Source organism: Acuticoccus sp. I52.16.1 (assembly GCF_022865125.1).
In the GTDB taxonomy this organism is placed as follows: Bacteria; Pseudomonadota; Alphaproteobacteria; order Rhizobiales; family Amorphaceae; genus Acuticoccus.
On sequence record NZ_CP094828.1, the window covers coordinates 2,607,020 to 2,624,028 of the forward strand.

General features: G+C 69.4%; 16 protein-coding genes. 9 read left to right on the plus strand and 7 right to left on the minus strand.

Annotated features, from left to right (window positions below):
- Positions 1-31: 31 nt before the first annotated feature.
- Together MRB58_RS11820 and MRB58_RS11825 are read left to right on the plus strand one after the other, a co-directional pair.
- Positions 32-1,912, plus strand: a complete 1,881-nt coding sequence (locus MRB58_RS11820; protein WP_244777162.1) for a mechanosensitive ion channel family protein — start codon at positions 32-34, stop codon at positions 1,910-1,912.
- Positions 1,913-1,959: 47 nt separating this feature from the next.
- A complete protein-coding gene (locus tag MRB58_RS11825; RefSeq protein ID WP_244777163.1) occupies positions 1,960-3,036 on the plus strand; it encodes a linear amide C-N hydrolase in 1,077 nt (358 codons plus the stop codon).
- A gap of 45 nt (positions 3,037-3,081) precedes the next feature.
- Here the strand turns inward: MRB58_RS11825 and MRB58_RS11830 are convergent, their stop codons facing one another.
- The gene (locus tag MRB58_RS11830) at positions 3,082-3,849 is read right to left on the minus strand and encodes a MauE/DoxX family redox-associated membrane protein (RefSeq protein ID WP_244777165.1); all 768 of its coding nucleotides are present in this window, start codon (positions 3,847-3,849) and stop codon (positions 3,082-3,084) included.
- A 403-nt stretch (positions 3,850-4,252) separates the two neighbouring features.
- Between MRB58_RS11830 and MRB58_RS11835 the strand changes: the two genes are divergently transcribed.
- The 4 genes from MRB58_RS11835 (at position 4,253) to MRB58_RS11850 (ending at position 7,821) form a co-directional block, all read left to right on the plus strand.
- Positions 4,253-4,702 (plus strand): DUF2231 domain-containing protein, encoded by a 450-nt coding sequence (locus MRB58_RS11835; RefSeq protein WP_244777166.1) that lies wholly within the window; start codon positions 4,253-4,255, stop codon positions 4,700-4,702.
- Complete coding sequence (locus tag MRB58_RS11840) at positions 4,695-6,353, plus strand: sorbosone dehydrogenase family protein (RefSeq protein ID WP_244777168.1); 1,659 nt, start codon at positions 4,695-4,697, stop codon at positions 6,351-6,353. Before MRB58_RS11835 ends, MRB58_RS11840 begins: the two co-directional genes overlap by 8 nt.
- Before the next feature lie 239 nt (positions 6,354-6,592).
- Positions 6,593-7,300, plus strand: a complete 708-nt coding sequence (locus MRB58_RS11845) for a cytochrome c oxidase assembly protein (RefSeq protein WP_244777170.1) — start codon at positions 6,593-6,595, stop codon at positions 7,298-7,300.
- Entirely contained in the window at positions 7,294-7,821 is a 528-nt protein-coding gene (locus MRB58_RS11850) for a CopD family protein (RefSeq protein WP_244777171.1), read from the plus strand. The genes MRB58_RS11845 and MRB58_RS11850 overlap by 7 nt, the downstream gene beginning before the upstream one ends.
- Here MRB58_RS11850 and MRB58_RS11855 read toward each other — a convergent pair.
- Positions 7,791-8,306 carry a DUF2231 domain-containing protein gene (locus MRB58_RS11855; RefSeq protein ID WP_244777173.1) on the minus strand — a complete coding sequence of 172 codons (516 nt, stop codon included), beginning with the start codon at positions 8,304-8,306 and terminating at the stop codon, positions 7,791-7,793. The genes MRB58_RS11850 and MRB58_RS11855 overlap by 31 nt on opposite strands.
- 123 nt (positions 8,307-8,429) lie before the next feature.
- Between MRB58_RS11855 and MRB58_RS11860 the strand changes: the two genes are divergently transcribed.
- From MRB58_RS11860 to MRB58_RS11870, 3 genes are read left to right on the plus strand one after another with little or no spacing between them, the layout of a single operon-like run.
- A complete protein-coding gene (locus MRB58_RS11860; RefSeq protein ID WP_244777175.1) occupies positions 8,430-9,005 on the plus strand; it encodes a cytochrome c oxidase subunit II in 576 nt (191 codons plus the stop codon).
- The gene (gene ctaD, locus MRB58_RS11865) at positions 9,002-11,485 is read left to right on the plus strand and encodes a cytochrome c oxidase subunit I (RefSeq protein ID WP_244777178.1); all 2,484 of its coding nucleotides are present in this window, start codon (positions 9,002-9,004) and stop codon (positions 11,483-11,485) included. The genes MRB58_RS11860 and ctaD overlap by 4 nt, the downstream gene beginning before the upstream one ends.
- Positions 11,482-11,805 carry a hypothetical protein gene (locus MRB58_RS11870; protein WP_244777180.1) on the plus strand — a complete coding sequence of 108 codons (324 nt, stop codon included), beginning with the start codon at positions 11,482-11,484 and terminating at the stop codon, positions 11,803-11,805. Before ctaD ends, MRB58_RS11870 begins: the two co-directional genes overlap by 4 nt.
- A gap of 169 nt (positions 11,806-11,974) precedes the next feature.
- Here the strand turns inward: MRB58_RS11870 and MRB58_RS11875 are convergent, their stop codons facing one another.
- From MRB58_RS11875 to MRB58_RS11895, 5 genes are all read right to left on the minus strand, one after another.
- Positions 11,975-12,490: a PepSY domain-containing protein gene (locus MRB58_RS11875; protein ID WP_244777182.1), complete on the minus strand. Its 516-nt coding sequence runs from the start codon at positions 12,488-12,490 to the stop codon at positions 11,975-11,977.
- Between the two features lie 123 nt (positions 12,491-12,613).
- Positions 12,614-13,693, minus strand: coding sequence for a sensor histidine kinase (locus MRB58_RS11880; protein ID WP_244777184.1), 1,080 nt, complete (start codon positions 13,691-13,693; stop codon positions 12,614-12,616).
- 107 nt (positions 13,694-13,800) lie between these two features.
- Positions 13,801-14,568, minus strand: coding sequence for a FadR/GntR family transcriptional regulator (locus MRB58_RS11885; protein WP_244777185.1), 768 nt, complete (start codon positions 14,566-14,568; stop codon positions 13,801-13,803).
- A gap of 133 nt (positions 14,569-14,701) precedes the next feature.
- Positions 14,702-15,928 carry an ABC transporter substrate-binding protein gene (locus MRB58_RS11890; RefSeq protein ID WP_244777187.1) on the minus strand — a complete coding sequence of 409 codons (1,227 nt, stop codon included), beginning with the start codon at positions 15,926-15,928 and terminating at the stop codon, positions 14,702-14,704.
- A gap of 74 nt (positions 15,929-16,002) precedes the next feature.
- On the minus strand, positions 16,003-17,007 hold the full coding sequence (locus MRB58_RS11895) for a branched-chain amino acid ABC transporter permease (protein WP_244777189.1): 1,005 nt from the start codon (positions 17,005-17,007) through the stop codon (positions 16,003-16,005).
- Positions 17,008-17,009: the final 2 nt, after the last annotated feature.

Below are 17,009 nucleotides of genomic sequence, written 5' to 3' on the forward strand. Positions count from 1 at the left end.
GAGCGTTCGAAGACTTGGGCTGGAGTGCATCATGACGACGTCCCGGATCCTGCAGCCCGCCATCGCCCGAGCGTACCGGGCGGCGCTGGCGGCCATCGTCGTGGCGAGCTTCGCCGTCATCCTCGCCGGGGCGGCGCGCGCGCAGGACGCCGGCGCGCAGGATGCCTCCGCCTCCGACGCGATCCCGGCCGCGGCGGCCTCGCCCCTGTCCGTGTCCCTCGCCGCGACCGACTCGCCCCTGTCGCCCGCGCCCACGGGATCGCCGCGCCAGACGCTGGAAAGCTTCCGCGTCCTCTCCAACGCCGCCGCCGCCGACCTCGTCGCCGCCTTTTACGAATCCGGCGACCACGAGGGGAGCCTCCTGTTCGACAGCGAGGAGACCGCCGCCTACAAGCGCTCGGCGATCAACAACCTGACGCGCGCGATGTCGACCATGGACCTCTCCGCCATCGCACCGACGAACCGGCGCACGGTCGGCATCAACTCGGTGCTGCTGCTGGAGGAGATCCTCGATCGCATCCCGCTGCCCGAGCCCGGCGCGGTCCCCGACGCGGCGGCGGTCGACGACGGCGCCGCGCTCCATGGGTGGACCATCCCCGGCACGCAGATCCAGATGATCCGCTCCGAGACGCTCTCGGGCGACGCGCGTTTCCTGTTCTCGCCCGAGACCGTCCGTCAATTGCCGAACTTCTACGAGTTGGTGCGGACCATGCCGCGCATGACCGAGGGCCAGGTCGATTTCTACCGGCACTTCGTCTCGGCGCCCGGCCTGTCGATGCCGATCCAGCTCTACCGTTACGTGCTCGACCTGCCGCCCTGGGCGCTGACGATCCACTTCGAGCAGGCGATGTGGCAGTGGATCGCACTCGTCCTCATCACCGCCGTTTTCGGTGTGCTGGCCTATCTGGTCCTGCACGGCGAGGCGCGCCGCACCTCGTCCCAGGGCGTCGGCGGCGCGATCCACCGCTTGCTGATGCCGATCCTGGTGATCGCCTTCCTCGGCGTCTATCGCTGGCTGTGCGACGATGTCGTCAACCTCACGGGGGACGTTCTCACCTACGTCGAGCTGACGGTGGAGACCTTGCAGACCATCGCGCTCGCCGCGCTGGTGCTGTTCGCCTTCAATCTCGTCGCCGCGCTGATCATCTCCTCGCCGCGGATCCGCCAGGAGAGCCTCGACGCCAGCCTGATCCGCCTAGTGATGCGGGTGATCGGCTTCCTCGCGGCCGGCTTCATCCTCTTCATGGGCGCGACACGCATCGGCCTGCCGGTCTACGGCATCGTCGCCGGCCTCGGGGTCGGCGGTCTGGCGATCGCGCTGGCGGTGCGGCCGACCTTGGAGAACTTCATCGGCGGGATCATCCTCTATGCCGACCGGCCGGTGAAGGTGGGGGACTTCTGTCAGTTCGGTTCCATGCTGGGCACGGTGGAGGAGATCGGCCTGCGCTCGACCAAGGTGCGCAGCCTCAACCGCACCCTCGTCACCGTGCAGAACTCCGAGTTCTCGCAGATGTCGATCACCAACTTCTCGCGCCGCGACGCCAACCTGATGCAGACGGTGGTTCGCCTGCGCCACGAGACCACGTCCGAGCAGCTGACCGCCGTGATCGAGGGCATCACGCAGAAGCTGAAAGCCGATCTCCGCGTGAAGGGCGACACCGTGCGCGTGGTGCTGCTCGACATCGCCGAGTCGGCGTTCGAGGTGGAGATCTGGGCCTACATCAACAGCGCCGACTACACCGAATTCCTCAAGATCAAGCAGGCGCTGTTGCTCAAGGTGATGGACGTGGTCGACGACAACGACACCGCCTTCGCCCGCCCGTCGCAGACGACCTACCTCGCCAGGGACCTGAGCGCCGCCCAGCATCCGCCGCTGGAAGGCCTCGACCTCCCCGCCGGTTCCCCGAGCTGACCGCTCGCCGCCACGAGAGCCGACCGCTCCTCGCAACGAGAGACGCCATGCGCCAACTCCTCCGCCGTGCCGCCCGCTTCGGTCTCGCCGGCACCGTCGCCTTCGCCGGTGCCGTCGCCCCCGTCGTCGGCGCGCACGCCTGCACCCGCTTCGTGTACCTGGGCGCCGGCGACACCGTGATCACCGCCCGCTCGATGGACTGGAAGACCGACGTCGGCACCAACCTGTGGGTCTTTCCCCGCGGCATGGCGCGCAACGGCAGCGCGGGCGAGAACTCCGTGACCTGGACGTCGAAGTACGGCAGCGTGATCGCCTCCGCCTACGACATCGCCACCACCGACGGCATGAACGAGGCCGGCCTGGTCGCCAACGTCCTGTGGCTGGTGGAATCGGAGTATCCGGCCGAGACGGGCGACAAGCCCGGCCTCACCATCGCCGCCTGGGCGCAATACGTGCTCGACAACTTCGCCACCGTCGCCGAGGCGGTCGACGCGCTGTCGGCCGAGCCGTTCGTCGTCGTGACCGACCAGGTGCCGGGCGAGAGCCGCCTCGCGACGTTGCATCTGTCGCTGTCGGACGCCGAGGGGGACAGCGCCATCGTCGAATATATCGACGGCCGGCAGGTCATCCACCACAGCCGCGACTACCAGGTGATGACCAACTCGCCCGCGTTCGAGAAGCAGCTCGCCCTCGACGCCTACTGGTCCGAGATCGGCGGCACGGTCTTCCTCCCCGGCACCAACCGAGCCGCCGACCGCTTCGCTCGCGCGTCGTTCTATACCAACGCCATTCCCAAGTTCACGGACGCGAATCGGGCCATCGCCGGGGCATTCTCGGTGATCCGCAACGTCTCGGTGCCGCTAGGGATCGCGACGCCGGACCAGCCGAACATCTCCTCGACGCGCTGGCGCACGGTCTCCGACCAGGCCCGCAAGCTCTACTTCTTCGAGTCCGCGCTGACCCCGAACACCTTCTGGGTCGACCTCACGTCGCTCGACCTGTCCGCCGAGAGCGGCCGAACGCTGAAGCTCGACCTCGGTCCCGATCAGTCGACCACCTATGCCGGCGATGCGACCGGCCGCTTCCAGCCCGCCGAGCCGTTCACCTTCTTGGGCAAGCGCTGAGGGCGCTCGGCGCGCCGGTCCCCCGGCGCGCCGCGACCGCGCGGGTCACGACAAAACGAACGCCTTGAGCGGCATCCACAGGCCCATGAGCATCATCATGAGGCTCTCGGTCAGCGAAACGAACCCGAGCGGCACCGACGAGGCGCCGCCGACGCACGCGCACTTGAGCTCCCGCCGGTCGATGTAGACCGCCTTGACGATGCTCACGACGCCGATCGTGCCGATGAACAGCGCCACCGGCGCCGAGAGGACGACGAGCGCACCGGCGGTCATCAACGCGCCGGCCAGCGCCTCGGCGAACGGGTAGATCTTGGCGTAGGGAACCCAGCGCCGGGCGAGCAGGTCGTAGTTGAGGAACATCGTCGAGAAGCTCTCGACGTCCTGCAACTTCTGAATGGCGAGGATCGTCATCGACAGCGAGACGAACCATTCCGCCGCCCGCAGCGTCAGCGGCGTGCCGTATTGGTGCCAAGAGAGGCCGAGCGCCAGAAGGGCGGCGACGGAGAAGATCGCGATCACCGGCTGGTAGGTGGTGTCGCTCTGCTCCTCCTTCGGCGGGTCGATGCCGAAGTGGACGCGCAGCTCATCATAGCCGCCGACGCGCTCACCGTCGATGAAGGTCTGCGGCGTTGTCTTCACGCCGTGCTCGTCCATGAAGGCGTCCGTTTCCTGCCGCGTCTCCAGGTGGTGGTCGTCCACCGTGTAGCCTCGGCGCTCCAGCAGATCCTTCGACTTCAGCCCGTACGGGCAGATGTGATCGGGCATCACCATGCGATAGAGGGATGCCGTCTTCGTCGAAACGTGCTGCTGCATGATCAAACCTCCGTCGTGTCGTGGGCCAGCCGCCGGATCCGGACGGGAGGCGGTACGGTCCGCTCGCACCGTCGCGGGCCGGTGGCGTCGCCGAGGCTGCGGGCGGGCGACCGCGCCGCCGCGGCGGCGGGGCGGACGTCGAACCGCGGCTCACCTTCCCCGGGACCTCTTTTTGAAAGAGCCGAGCGGCCTCACCGTTCCCGCGACGATGTAGCTCGCTGTGAAGCGCCGGCCGCCGGGAACGCATTATATCGCCGGGCTCCGTGCGGGGTTCCGCCAGACAAGGGGCGAGAGACGGAGCCGCGGGGCCGGCGGCGCGTCGCTTAAACTCGCACCGCGGGGGAACTCCGTCCGCGCTGAACGCGCTTCTTCAGCAACGTCCCACTGAGCCGAGTTCGTCCATATGGCTTCGCCACATTCCTCGCCGGTCGTGATCGGTGGGCCACCGCTTTATGCGGCGCTGGTCCCGTTCGCGTCGGTCCCGTTCATCCTCGTCCTCGTCAGCGACTTCGTCTATTGGCGAACCGCCAACCTCTTCTGGCAGCACGCGTCCGAGTGGCTCTTGCTCGCGGCGTCCGTCATGGGCGGCATCGCGCTCGCGATCGGCCTCCTGGAGGTGCTGTTCCGGCGCTCCATTCGCCCTCTTCTGCCGGGGTGGGGCGCGACGATCTTCTTCGTCGCGGCCTACGCGGTCGGCATCGTCAACAACTTCGTACACGCCCGCGACGGGTGGACCGGCGTCGTCTTCCTGGGCCTTGGCCTGTCGGCGGCGACGGCCGTGCTCCTCGTCCTCAGCGCGATGACGCGGCGCGCTCCGATCTACCGTCGCGAGTTGGGAGCCCTCCATGCGTAACGCCTCCACCCTTCGCCGCTCGACGGCGCTCGTCGGCGGGTGCCTCGCCCTGCTGGTGCTCGCCGGCTGCAACGAGGGCGGCTCCGACTTCGACGTCTCGTCCCAGATCGGCCCGGATCCGGTCCTGCCGGAGCCCGGCGGGGCGCTCCTCCCGGACCTCAAGGTCGCGTCCGTCGTGGGCTGGGCCGACGGCCAGGCGCCGACGGTGGCCGACGGTCTCACCGTCAGCGCCTATGCCCGCGACCTCGCCAACCCGCGCACGGTCCATACCCTGCCCAACGGCGACGTGCTGGTGGTGCAGGGACGCGGCCCCTCCGGAAAGCCCGTCGCGCGGCCGAAGGACCTCATCCGCGGCTTCATCATGCAGATCGCGCACGGCGGCGGCGGAGAGCCGCAGCCGGAAAGCAATCGCATCACGCTGCTGCAGGATACCGACCGCGACGGCGTGGTCGACGCGCGGAGCGAGCTGCTGACCGGCCTCGCCTCGCCGTTCGGCGTCGCCTGGATCGACGATACGCTCTACGTCGCGTCCACCGAGGCGATCCTGGCGTACCCGTACGAGCTGGGCCAGACCGAGATCACCGCCGAGCCGACCGTTCTGACCCCGCTCCCCGGCGGGCCGATCAATCACCACTGGACCAAGGACCTCGCCCTCTCTCCCGACGGGGAGCGGCTCTACGTCTCCGTCGGCTCGAACTCCAACGCCGCCGAGCGTGGGCTGGAGGCCGAGAAGGGGCGCGCGGCCATCTGGGAGGTCGATCGTGAGACCGGTGCGGCGCGCGTCTACGCATCGGGCCTGCGCAACCCCAATGGGCTGACGTTCCATCCGCAGACCGGCACCCTCTACACCGTCGTCAACGAGCGGGACGAGCTGGGGCCGAACTTGGTGCCGGATTACATGACCTCGGTCCGGGACGGCGGGTTCTACGGCTGGCCCTGGAGTTATTATGGCGACCACGTGGACGTGCGCGTGCACCCGCCGCGGCCCGACATGGTGGAGCAGGCGATCGCGCCGGATTATGCGCTGTCGAGCCATGTCGCCGCGCTGGGGATGACCTTCTCGATGGGTTCGGCGCTGCCCGAGGCCTATGCCGACGGCGCGTTCATCGGTGAGCACGGCAGTTGGAACCGCAACGCCTTCAACGGCTACAAGGTCGTCTACGTGCCGTTCGAGAATGGTGAGCCGGCGGGGATGGCGCAGGACGTCGTCACCGGGTTCCTGGACGGTGAGGACACCCGTGGCCGCCCGGTCGGCGTCGGCATCGACGGTACGGGCGCGCTGCTCATCGCCGACGATGCGGGCAACACCGTGTGGCGCGTGGCGGCGGCCGACGGGACGGTGACGCCCGAGCCGATCGGCACCGACCGCGTGACCCTCGCCACCGCCCCCACCGAGGCGGGCGAGGCGGGCGACTCCGCGCCGGCGACGGAGGCGGCCGACCAAGCCACCACCGCGGCGGAGACCGAAAGCGAGGCTCCGGCCCCGGCCGATCCTGCCGCCGCGACCCCCGCGCCGGACACGGCCGGAGAGGCTCCGGCGGACCCGGCCGCCGCAGATCCGGCGACGGACGATGCCGCGACCGAGGAGAGCACCACCCCGCCGCAGACCGACATCGCCCCGGCGACGTTGCCGGAGTCGCAGACGCAGTAACCCGGCGCGATCCGCCGCCCGGCGGGTCGCGGATCTATCGCGGCAACGATCCCGGCACGCGGACGACGAGGGTCGTCCGCGTGCTTTCGCCGTCCGCCGGCAGAGGCGTCTGGTCGCAGGCGGGCGGGGAACGATCGTCCGCACGCATCGGTTTAGTCTTGCGCGGGACCTTATCCGGGCACTCGCCCGCGATCGTTTCGCGGTCCAACGCATCGAGCCCCATGGAGGTCGCCTCCCGCATGAACGCCACGTACTGCGGACCGCCGCCCCTTCCCGACGCGGTCTGGGCGTCCTGGAACTTCGATCCCGCTCTGCTCGTGGCGCTGCTCGCCCTCACCCTCGTCCTGCGCCGCCACCCGGCGGGTCTCGCGGCGGTGGGCGTTCTGGCGGTCGCCTTCGTCTCTCCGCTGTGCCCGCTCTCCGCGGCGCTCTTCTCGGCGCGGGGGGTGCATCACGTCCTGCTGGTGGCGGTCGCGGCGCCGCTTCTCGCGTGCGCGGTGCCTTCGCTTCGCGCGCCACGCATCGCGCTGCCCTTCGCGGTCTCGACGGTCGTCCTGTGGGCCTGGCACGTGCCGGCGGCCTACGACCTCGCGCTGGCCAACGTCGCCGTCTACTGGCTGATGCAGCTGAGCCTTCTCGCCAGCGCCGTCTGGTTCTGGCGCTGCGTGTTCGCGCAGGAAGCCTCGCCGATCGACAGTCTCGCCTTCGTCGTCGCCGGCTTCGCGCAGATGGGCATGCTCGGCGCGGTGCTGACGTTCGCGCCGCAGCCGCTGTTCGCCGCCCACCTCGCCGCGCCGTTCGCCTTCGGCATCTCTCCGGTGGACGACCAGGCGCTCGGCGGGCTGATCATGTGGGTGCCGGCGGGAATCCCTTACGCCGTCGCCGCGGTCATCGTCGCCCGGCGGGGCTGGGCGATGATCGCCCACCGCGGCGCCGCCTCGTGCTAGACGGGCCCGTCCTTTCGGCGCTGACCGCCGCGGTGCCGCTCTTCAAGTCCGTGCACATCGCGGCGCTGCTGGTCTGGGCCGGCGGGCTGGTGGCGCTGCCGCTCATGCTCGCGCGGCACGACCCCGCCGTGTCGGCGGCGGATTACGACATCATCCGCCGCGCCACGCACGTCACCTACACGCTATGCGTCACGCCGGCGGCGGTGATCGCCGTGATCGCCGGAACGTGGCTCATCTTCCTGCGCGAGGTGTTCACGCCATGGCTCTACGCCAAGCTGGCGTTCGTCGCGCTTCTGGTGGTGGCGCACGCGTGGGTCGGCCACATCCTGGCGAAGGTGGCCGAGGAACCCGGCGAGCACACCCCGCCGAGCCCGTGGCTGCCGATCGCGGCCGTGGCGATTCCGGTGGTGGCGATCCTGGTCCTCGTCCTCGGCAAGCCGGCGCTGGCCTTCATCGAGTTCCCGGACTGGCTCACCGTCCCGCGCGGCCGTCAGCTGCTCTTCGATGTCCCCAGCCGATAGTCGAACACGAGCTTGCCGCCATGCCAGCCGGTAAATGCCACGACGCCGACGCACAGCGCCGACAGGAGGATGCCATAAGGCAGCACCGCCGCCTCGAACCCGTAGAGCCGGTGGCCCCAGTTGGCGCCCAAGAGCGCCAGCAGCGTCACCGCGATGATGAAGTGCGTCCAGGCCGGTGCGCGCGCCCGGATGCCCGAGACGAGCAGCAGCTCGGCCGTGCCCGAGAAGCCGGCGAGCATCCCGAACAGGAACCCGGTGCCGGCGGCCCAGAGCGCGGCGCGCGCCCAGAAGACGTCACCCGTCCACCAGTAGAGCGCATCGGCGCCGAAGGTGCAGAAGGTGAGCGCGACCGGGAAGGCGACGCTCATCGCGTGGATCGGATGGCCCATGACGGCGATCCGCGACTCGGTCTCCCGGAAGCCGGGGATCTCGGCGATCGGGTCCGTCAACTCCTCGCCGTCGTTCAGAATCGTTTCGGACGTCATCTCTCACCCCGCATCCTGTTCCTGACGACAACGCCCCTCGCGCTGGCCGGTTGCGAAGGGCCGCTGTCGACCCTCGACCCGGCCGGCCCGGCGGCGCGCGATATCGCGACGCTGTGGTGGGTCATGCTGGTCGGCGCGGTGCTCATTTTCGCCCTGGTGATGGCCCTCGTCGCCGCCGCCTTTCGTCGCCCCGAAGACGGTGACGCCGGGAGCGGCACGGACGGCGACGCCGCGCGCGTGCGGCTGTTCGTCGTCAAGCTCGGCATCGCCTTCCCGGTGGCGGTCCTGCTGGCGCTCCTGGCCTACGGTCTCGTCGTCGGCGAGCGGTTGTTGCCGCGCGATGCGCCGGACGTCGTGCGCGTCGCCGCCGAAGGCGGGCGGTCGGCCTGGGTCTTCTCGTACGGCGACCCTCCGGCCCGCACGAGCCGGAACGTGCTGCACATCCCGGCCGGCCGTCCGGTGGACGTCGCGATCACCACAGCCGACGTGCTCCATAGCTTCTGGGTGCCGCGGCTCGCCGGAAAGCTCGACGCGGTGCCCGGCCACACCAACGTCCTGCGTATCGCGGCGGACCGACCGGGCACCTACGCCGGGCTCAGCGCGGAATTCTCCGGCCCCGGCTACGACCGCCTCACGTTCGAAGTGGTGGCACACGACGCCGCCGGATGGGACGCCTTCATGACGAGCGAGACCGAATGAGAGCACTCGAGCGCCACCGCAAGCTGACCGCGATCTGGTCGTCCGAGCCGGGGCTCCGGGGCTGGTTCTCCACCGTGAACCACTCCGACGTCGGCAAGCTTTTCCTCGTCACCGCGTTCGTCTTCTTCCTGATCGGCGGCATCCTGGCGATGCTGATCCGCGCGCAGCTCGCCACGCCGGGCTCGGCCTTCGCCGGGCCGGAGATCTACAACCAGATCTTCACGATGCACGGGACCATCATGATGTTCCTGTTCGCGATCCCGACGTTCGAAGGGCTCGCGATCTACCTGCTGCCCAAGCTGCTCGGCACGCGCGACCTCGCCTACCCGCGGCTCACCGCCTACGGTTACTGGTGCTACGTCTTCGGCGGCACGATGCTGCTGGTGTCGATGGTGCTGGGCATCGCGCCCGACGGCGGCTGGTTCATGTACCCGCCGCTGACCGGCCCGATCTACTCGCCCGGCATCAACACCGATTTCTGGCTCATCGGCATCACCTTCGTCGAGATCTCGGCGATGGCGGCGGCCGTCGAATTGTGCGTGTCGATCCTCAAGTACCGTGCGCCCGGCATGTCGTTGGACAAGATGCCGATCTTCGCCTGGTACGCGCTCGTCACCGCGCTGATGATCCTGACCGGGTTCCCGCCGCTGATCCTGGGGTCGGTGCTGCTGGAGCTGGAGCGCGCCTTCGGTCTGCCCTTCTTCCAGGCCGATCTCGGTGGCGACAGCCTGCTGTGGCAGCACCTCTTCTGGCTGTTCGGGCACCCGGAGGTCTACATCATCTTCCTGCCGGCGGCGGGCGTGATCTCGACGGTGCTCCCGGTCATGTGCCGCACGACGCTGCTCGGCTACGGATGGATCGTCGCCGCCGCGGTGGCGCTCGCCTTCCTGTCCTTCGGGCTTTGGGTCCACCACATGTTCACGACCGGCATCCCGCACATGTCGCTCGCCTTCTTCTCCGCCGCGTCGACGCTGGTGGCGGTGCCGACCGGGGTGCAGATCTTCGCGTGGATCGGCACCATGTGGAAGGGGCGGCCGGAGCTGCGCCTGCCGATGCTGCACATCCTGGGCTTCTTCGCGACGTTCGTCATCGGCGGGCTGACGGGGGTGATGGTCGCCGTCGTGCCGTTCGATTGGCAGGTTCACGACACGGCCTTCGTGACGGCGCACCTCCATTATGTCCTCTTCGGCGGGTTCGTCTTCCCGATGCTCGCCGGGCTCTATTACTGGCTGCCGCAGGCGACCGGGCGCAAGCGCTTCTTCCGCCTCGGCGAGGTCGCCTTCGCGCTCATCTTCGTCGGCTTCCACGTCACGTTTCTGGCGATGCACTGGGTGGGGCTGCTCGGCCAGCGCCGCCGCATCTCCACCTATCTGCCGGAGGACGGGTGGACGGCGATCAATCTCGTCTCCTCGGTCGGCGGCTTCATCATGGCGATGGGGATCGCCATCGTGATCCTCGACGTGATCGTCCATGTTCTGACCGCCTCACGGGGGCGACGCGACCCGTGGCACGCCGGCACGCTGGAGTGGGCGATGATGCTGCCGCCTCCCGCCTACAACTTCGCCAGCCTGCCGCAGGTCGTCTCGCGCGAGCCGCTGGCCGACGATCCCGCCCTGGCGGTGCGCCTGGCGCGGGGTGAGGGCTACCTCGGCGAGCCGCGCGGGAACCGGCGGGAGACGTTGATGGTGGACGTTGCGAGCGGCGCCCCGGACGCGCTCGTCGTCTACCCGGCGAACACGCGCCTGCCGATCGCGATGGCCGCGGTGACGGGGCTGTTCTTCCTCGCGCTGCTCCTCAAGCTCTACTGGCTCGTGCCGTTCGCGCTAGCCGGTGTGGCGGCGCTGGCATGGCGGTGGGTCTGGCAACTGGGCGCGCGGACCGACGCGCCGGCCGAGGCGATCGGCCATGGCATCACGCTGCCGCACGCGGGTGCGACGGATCGGTCGCCCGGATGGTGGGGGTCGTCCTTCCTGCTGGTGGCGAACGCGACCTTCTTCGGCTCGCTGCTGTTCGGCTTCGCCTTCCTGTGGACCGTGGCGCCCGGCTGGCCGCCGCCCGCATGGTTCGAAGCGTCGGTGCCGGAGGTGGCGGTCGGCCTCTTCGGCGTGGCGGTCGCGGTCGTCGCGACGGGCGTCGCGGGCCGCGCCAACCGGGCCGGTCGTGGGCCGTTGCCGGCGCTCGCCGCCGGGTTCGCCGGCGTGCTCGCCGTCGCCGCCGTGTGTGCGGCGATGATGCTGCGCATCCCCGCGCCGACGGGCCACGCCTATGATGCGACGCTCTTCGTCCTCGCCGGCTATGCCCTCTTCCACGCGGTGTTGGTGGGGCTGATGATCGCCTTCCTGATGGCCCGCGTCGGCGCCGGCTTCACTTCCCCGGCGCGCCGGGCCGACTTCCCCATCGTCGACCTTTGGACGTGGTACCTCGCCCTGACGACGGCGCTCGTCCTGGCAGCAGGCCATCTGCCGGGGTTCCTCGCATGAGCGATGTCGTGCGCATCCTCGTCGCCCCGCTGGTGTGGCTTGCCAGTTTCAGCGCGGTCTACGGGCTGCACGGCCTCCTGTGCGGACACGGGCTGGCGGAGCCGGCGGCCGACCCGCTGTCGCTGCCGCGCGCCCTCCTCGTCGGCGCATACGGCGTCGCGCTGGCCCTGCAGGTGGCGATCCTCGTCGCCCTCCACCGGCCGGGGCTCGCATCGTCGTCGCACGTCATCCGGTGCATCAGCGTGGCGACCGGCTGGGTCGGCCTCGTCGCGGCGGCGTGGACGCTGATGCCGGTGCTGACGACGTCGCTGTGCCGGTGACCGGCGGCGGCTCGGCCGCGCGGCCCGGCAGACGTGAAAAAAGCCGGCGAGCGGGAGGCTCGCCGGCTTCGGCATGTCGATCATGATTGCGGTGTGACGGCCGCCCGAGGGGGGCTTGGCCGGACACCGTGCCCGCCCGTCCGCCGCCGCGGCGGCGTCGGAGCGCGGATCAGTCGTCGGGCATCAGCGCGCCGGTCTGCGGGTCGAGCAGCATCTCGCGGTCGCCGGAGGGCATGTCGAACTCGACCTCGTACAGCAGGCGCCCGTCTTCCTCTTCGAGCGAAAGCTCGACGATCTGTCCACCGGCCTCGGTCTCGGCCTTGGTGATCATGCCGCCGAGGTCGCCGCTGAGCTGCTGGGCGGCCGCGAGGCGGTCTTCGTCGAACCAGCCGCGCCAGGTGCCCTCGATGGTCTTCTCGTCGGCGGAGATCACCTCGCCGCTCATCGCGTTGACCTTCACTTCCTGGATCGTCTCGCCGACGACGATGTCGATCTCCCAGACCAGCTCGCCGCCTTCGGTCTCCAGCTCGGCCTCGAGGATGCCGCCGTTCACCTGCGCCTTGGCGGCGTCGAGCGCGGCTGCGACGCCGATCCGGCCGTCCGGCATCGTCGTCGCCGTCTGCGCCAGCGCGACCGGGCTCGCGACGATCGCTGCGGCGATCAGGGTGTTGCGGAATATCGTCATGAAGCTTCCCTCCTGGGTGGTTCACGACACAAATCCGCAGCCCCACGCTATGGTTTCAAGGTGCGGCAATGAGGGCGCACCGGCGGGCGGCCGGCACCGGCAGCCGGGGCGCATCGGCCCGCGTCACGTCGCGCTGGGCTCCTCGAAGCGGGCGGGGTTGAGATCGAGGGTGATCTCCAGCGTCTCGTCGCCGGCGACCTGGGTGATGGTGCCGTCCAATTGCAGGCGCACGGACATGTCGAGCATGCGCGCGCCGAATCCGCTGGCTGCGGTCTGCCGTGGCGCCGGCGCGCCCGGCGCATGCTCGGTCCACGCGAGGATGAACCGCTCCCCGTTCCGGTCGCATCGGATCGAGAGCCGCCCGGACGGGTCGCCGAGTGCGCCGTACTTGGTGGCGTTGGTCACCAGCTCGTTGAGCACGAGCGCCATCGGGGTGATGGCGGCAGCCAGAAGCTGCGGATTGTCACCGCCGATCTGGAGCCGGTGCGACTGCTCGCCGATGCTGGGGGCGACCAATGCGGCGATGAGCGAGTGGAGGTCCGTCGTGGCCGGAGAGGCTTGGGCTCCGGCGCCCAGCTTGGAGACGGTCAGCGCGTGGGCGCTGGCGAGGGCGTGCAGCCGGCTCTGCACGGCGCTCGCCAGCTCCTCCGGCGTCTGCGCTTCCTGGGCGCAGAGCCGCACCATGCTCTCGGCCAGCGCGAAGACGTTCTTGATCCGGTGCTGCATCTCCGCCAGCAGGAGCTGCTGCTGCTCGTGCGCGCGGTGCCGTTCGGTGATGTCACGCGCGATCTTCGACGCGCCGACGATCACCCCGTCCTCGTTGCGCAGCGGGGAGACGGTGAGCGAGATGTGGATCTCTTCGCCGTCCTTGCGGCGCCGGATGGTCTCGTAGTGGTCGATCCGGTCGCCGCGGCGGATTCGATCGAGGATCTCGGGTTCCTCGTCGTGTCGCTCCGGCGGGATGAGCAGCGTGACCGACTGGCCGACCACCTCGTCGGCGGTATAGCCGAAGATCCGCTCGGCGCCGCGGTTCCAGCTCGTGATGACGCCGTTCAGGTCCTTGGTGAGGATGGCGTCGTCGGACCCTTGGACGATCGCGGCGAGCTGTTGGTAGGCGCGGTTGAGATCGGCCGGCGACGTCAGCGGGAAGACGTCGGGCTGCGGGGATACTTTGTCGCTCAGGTCCGGCACGCGGCGCATCATGGAAAGGTCTCATCGGTGCACGCCGGAATGCGTGGCAATTCATCAGCGGTGATCAAAGCGAAGACAAATGATCTTGTCACCTGGATTCGGTCCTGGAACCGGCGCGCCTAGGCTCCGCGATTGGTCCCGAGGGCGATGTCTTCCAGGGAGACCTGGCCGTACATGAGCTGAAGGTGGCCGTGGGCCTGGGCCATGTGCTCCTCCATGAGCGCGGCGGCGGCCTCCTCGTCCTCACGCCGCAGCGCATCGAGAATGTCGGAATGGTAGCGGGCGTTCTCGCACGACCACTCGCTGTGCATGCGGTGGCGGGAACTCTCGCGCGCCGTCGCGTGGACCAGGATCGCGGCGAGCACCTCGATCATCATCGTCAGCAGGCGGTTGGGCGAGCAGCCGGCGATGGCGGTGTGGAACTCGAACTCGGCCTCGCGCTGGCGCCGTCGGGCGTCCTCGTTGCGGGCGGGGACGGCGGAAAGGTCGGCCAGCTCCTGGAGCCTGGCGAACGACTCCTCGTCGATGTGGCCGACGACGGAGCGGACCAGGCGCACCTCGAGCAGGGTCCGCAACTCGTAGACGTCGTCGATCGTCACCTTTTCGAAGTAGCAGAAGTTCTGGATCGCCTGGAGCGCCTCCTGCGAGCCGCTGCCGGCGACGATGGGGCCGCCGGTGGGCCCGGTCTTCATGCGGATGAGGCCCTGGACCTCCAGCTCCTTCAGCGCCTCGCGGATCGTCGCCCGGCTGACGCCGAAGCTCTCGATCATCTCCTTCTCGATCGGCAGGTTGTCGCCCGGTTGCAGGCCGTCGGCGATGATCGAGGCGCGGATCTCGCCGGCCACCACGGACGAAAGCTTCGGCGAGCGGGCCAGAAGGCTGCTCAACTGCGCCTTCCCGCGCCGCTCCTGCCCATCCGGAACCGTTCTGGGCCTGCGGCCGTCCGACGCGCTCACGAAGCGATGCCTCCCTTGGCGGGGTCGGCCGGGAACGCCACGTCCCCGGCCCGTATTCGCCGTGTTACTTCGGCTCGGCCGTGGCAACGTTTTCCGGCCAGACGATCTGGTTCATATCGCCTTGCTGCTGCGCGACCGGGATCGGAATAAACTCGGCGCCCGATTTGACCGTGTGATCGTCGCCGAATTCCATTGTGCCCACAAGGCAATCGTAGGACGTCGCGCCGATCTTCTCGGCGACGGCGTCCGCGTCGGTCCCGCCGGCCTCGTCGATCGCGCGCAGCGCCACCATCGCGGTGCAGTAGGCGTGGGCGTGGCTGTAGTTGCCGGGGTGGCCGTACTCGGCCTCGATCCTGTCGGCGAACGCCTTGTGCGCCGGGGTGATCTCGGGGCTGAACTGCAGGGCCGCCCAGAAGAGGCCGTCGGCGATCTCGGGCGCCTCGGCCTGGAACTCGGGCCGCGTCGGGTAGAAGATCGCCAGATGCGAGGCCTCGAGCGCCTGCTCGTCGAGCTGGCGGACGAACGACGTGCCCGAGTTGGCGAGCGTGAAGACGGACACCAGAACGTCCGGGTCCAGGCCGCGCAGCTTCGACAGTTGCGGGTAGAAGTCGGTGGTGCCGGTCGGCGTGGTCTCGGTGGCGACGACCTCCCAGCCGTCCGCCTCGAACAGCGCGCCGATCTTCTCGGCATTGGCGATGCCGTAGTCGGTGTCCTCGACCACGAAGGCGATCTTCTTGTCGCCCTCGGGCACGACGTCGTTCTCGAAGGCCCAGCGGTAGAAGCCGTGCACGGCCTGGCCGTACCCGTCGGAGTTGTAGTTGCCCTTGTAGTAGAGCTTGTAGCGCTCCGGATCGGACAGGACCTTGTCGGCGATCGCGGAGGAGACCGGCTCGGCGGACAGGATCGGCACGCCGTACTGCGGGGCCATCTCCATCAACGCCAGCGTCACGTGGCTGTGCAAGGTGTCGCCGATGATGAGGTCGACGCTTTCGCGCGTCATCAGGCGTTGCGCGGCGCTGATCGCGACCTCGGGTTTGGAGTTGGAGTCCTCGAACACCACGGTGGCGGTCGGGGCGTCGTCGGTGGCGTGCTCCTTGCCGTCGTTCCAGTCCTTGACGGCGAGCTCGATGCCCTCGCGGTGGGCCGCGCCGGTATTGGCGGCGGGGCCGGTGAGCGGGGCGATGACGCCCAGCTTCACCGTGTCCTGGGCGTGAAGCGGGGACGCGCTCACCATGAGGCCCGCCATCATGAGGCCCCCTGCGAGGAGGCCGTGGGTCTTACGTGTCGTCATGTCGTTGCACCTCTCACTGGTGTTTCGGTGTCTCGCTCGCCGGTCCGCCGCTCGCGCGGGCCGCGTTCGAAGGGTCATGTCGCCTCGGCGGCATCGGGGACCGGCGCGGTCCGCCGGCGGGGCAGGCGCATCGTCAGGCCGGCGATGCCGCGCGGCGCGACGAAGACGAAGGCGATGATCAGCGCGCCGTAGAGCAGCATGCGGAAGTCGCCGAATTCGCGCAGCAGCTCCGACACGATGGTCAGCAGGAAGGCGCCATAGAGCGGGCCGTAGAACCGGCCGACGCCGCCGACGATAATGATCGCGAGGAGCGTGATGAGCATCTCCGGCCCGGCGACGGAGGTCGGCGTGAGGATCATCACGTAGTGGGCGTAGATCGCGCCGCTGAGGCCGACCACCGCCGCACTGACGCCGAACGCCAGGAGCTTCCACCACGCCAGGCGGATGCCGAGGCTTTCCGCGGCCGCCTCGGAGTCCTTGATGGCGAGGAAGGTGAGCCCCGGCCGTGAGGTCAGGAACAGCAGGAGGGCCAGCTGCACGGCGACGAAGAAGACGGCCGCGAGCCCGTACGAGCCCAGCGCGTTGCCGATGCCGAAGCGAATCGTCGTGTCGCCGATGGCGATCGGGTCGAACGGCGGGATCCCCCAGAAGCCGAGCTCGCCACGGGTGATGCTCTTGAGATTGGAGAAGATCAGCCGGACGATCTCGGCGAACGCGAGCGTGACGATCGCCACGTGCGGCATGGAGCGGATCCGCAGGATCGGGAAGCCGATCAGCACGCCCGCCGCGGCCGCCGCCGCCGCGCCCACCCAGATCGTCAACCAAGGGCTGACGCCGCCGTAGTAGGCGACGATCGCCGAGATGTAGGCGCCGATGGCGAAGAAGGCGTTGTGACCCAGCGTCTTCAGGCCGAGGATTCCGAGCGTGATGTTCCACCCCGTCGCGAAGACGGCGAAGATCAGCGACAGGGTCAGGACGTGGAAGATGTAGTCGTTCACCGGCAGGAACGGCACCGCCGCCAGGAGGGCGGTGAACACCAGCAGCATGAGGAAGGGCCGGCGGCCGAAGACCTCGTTCATCG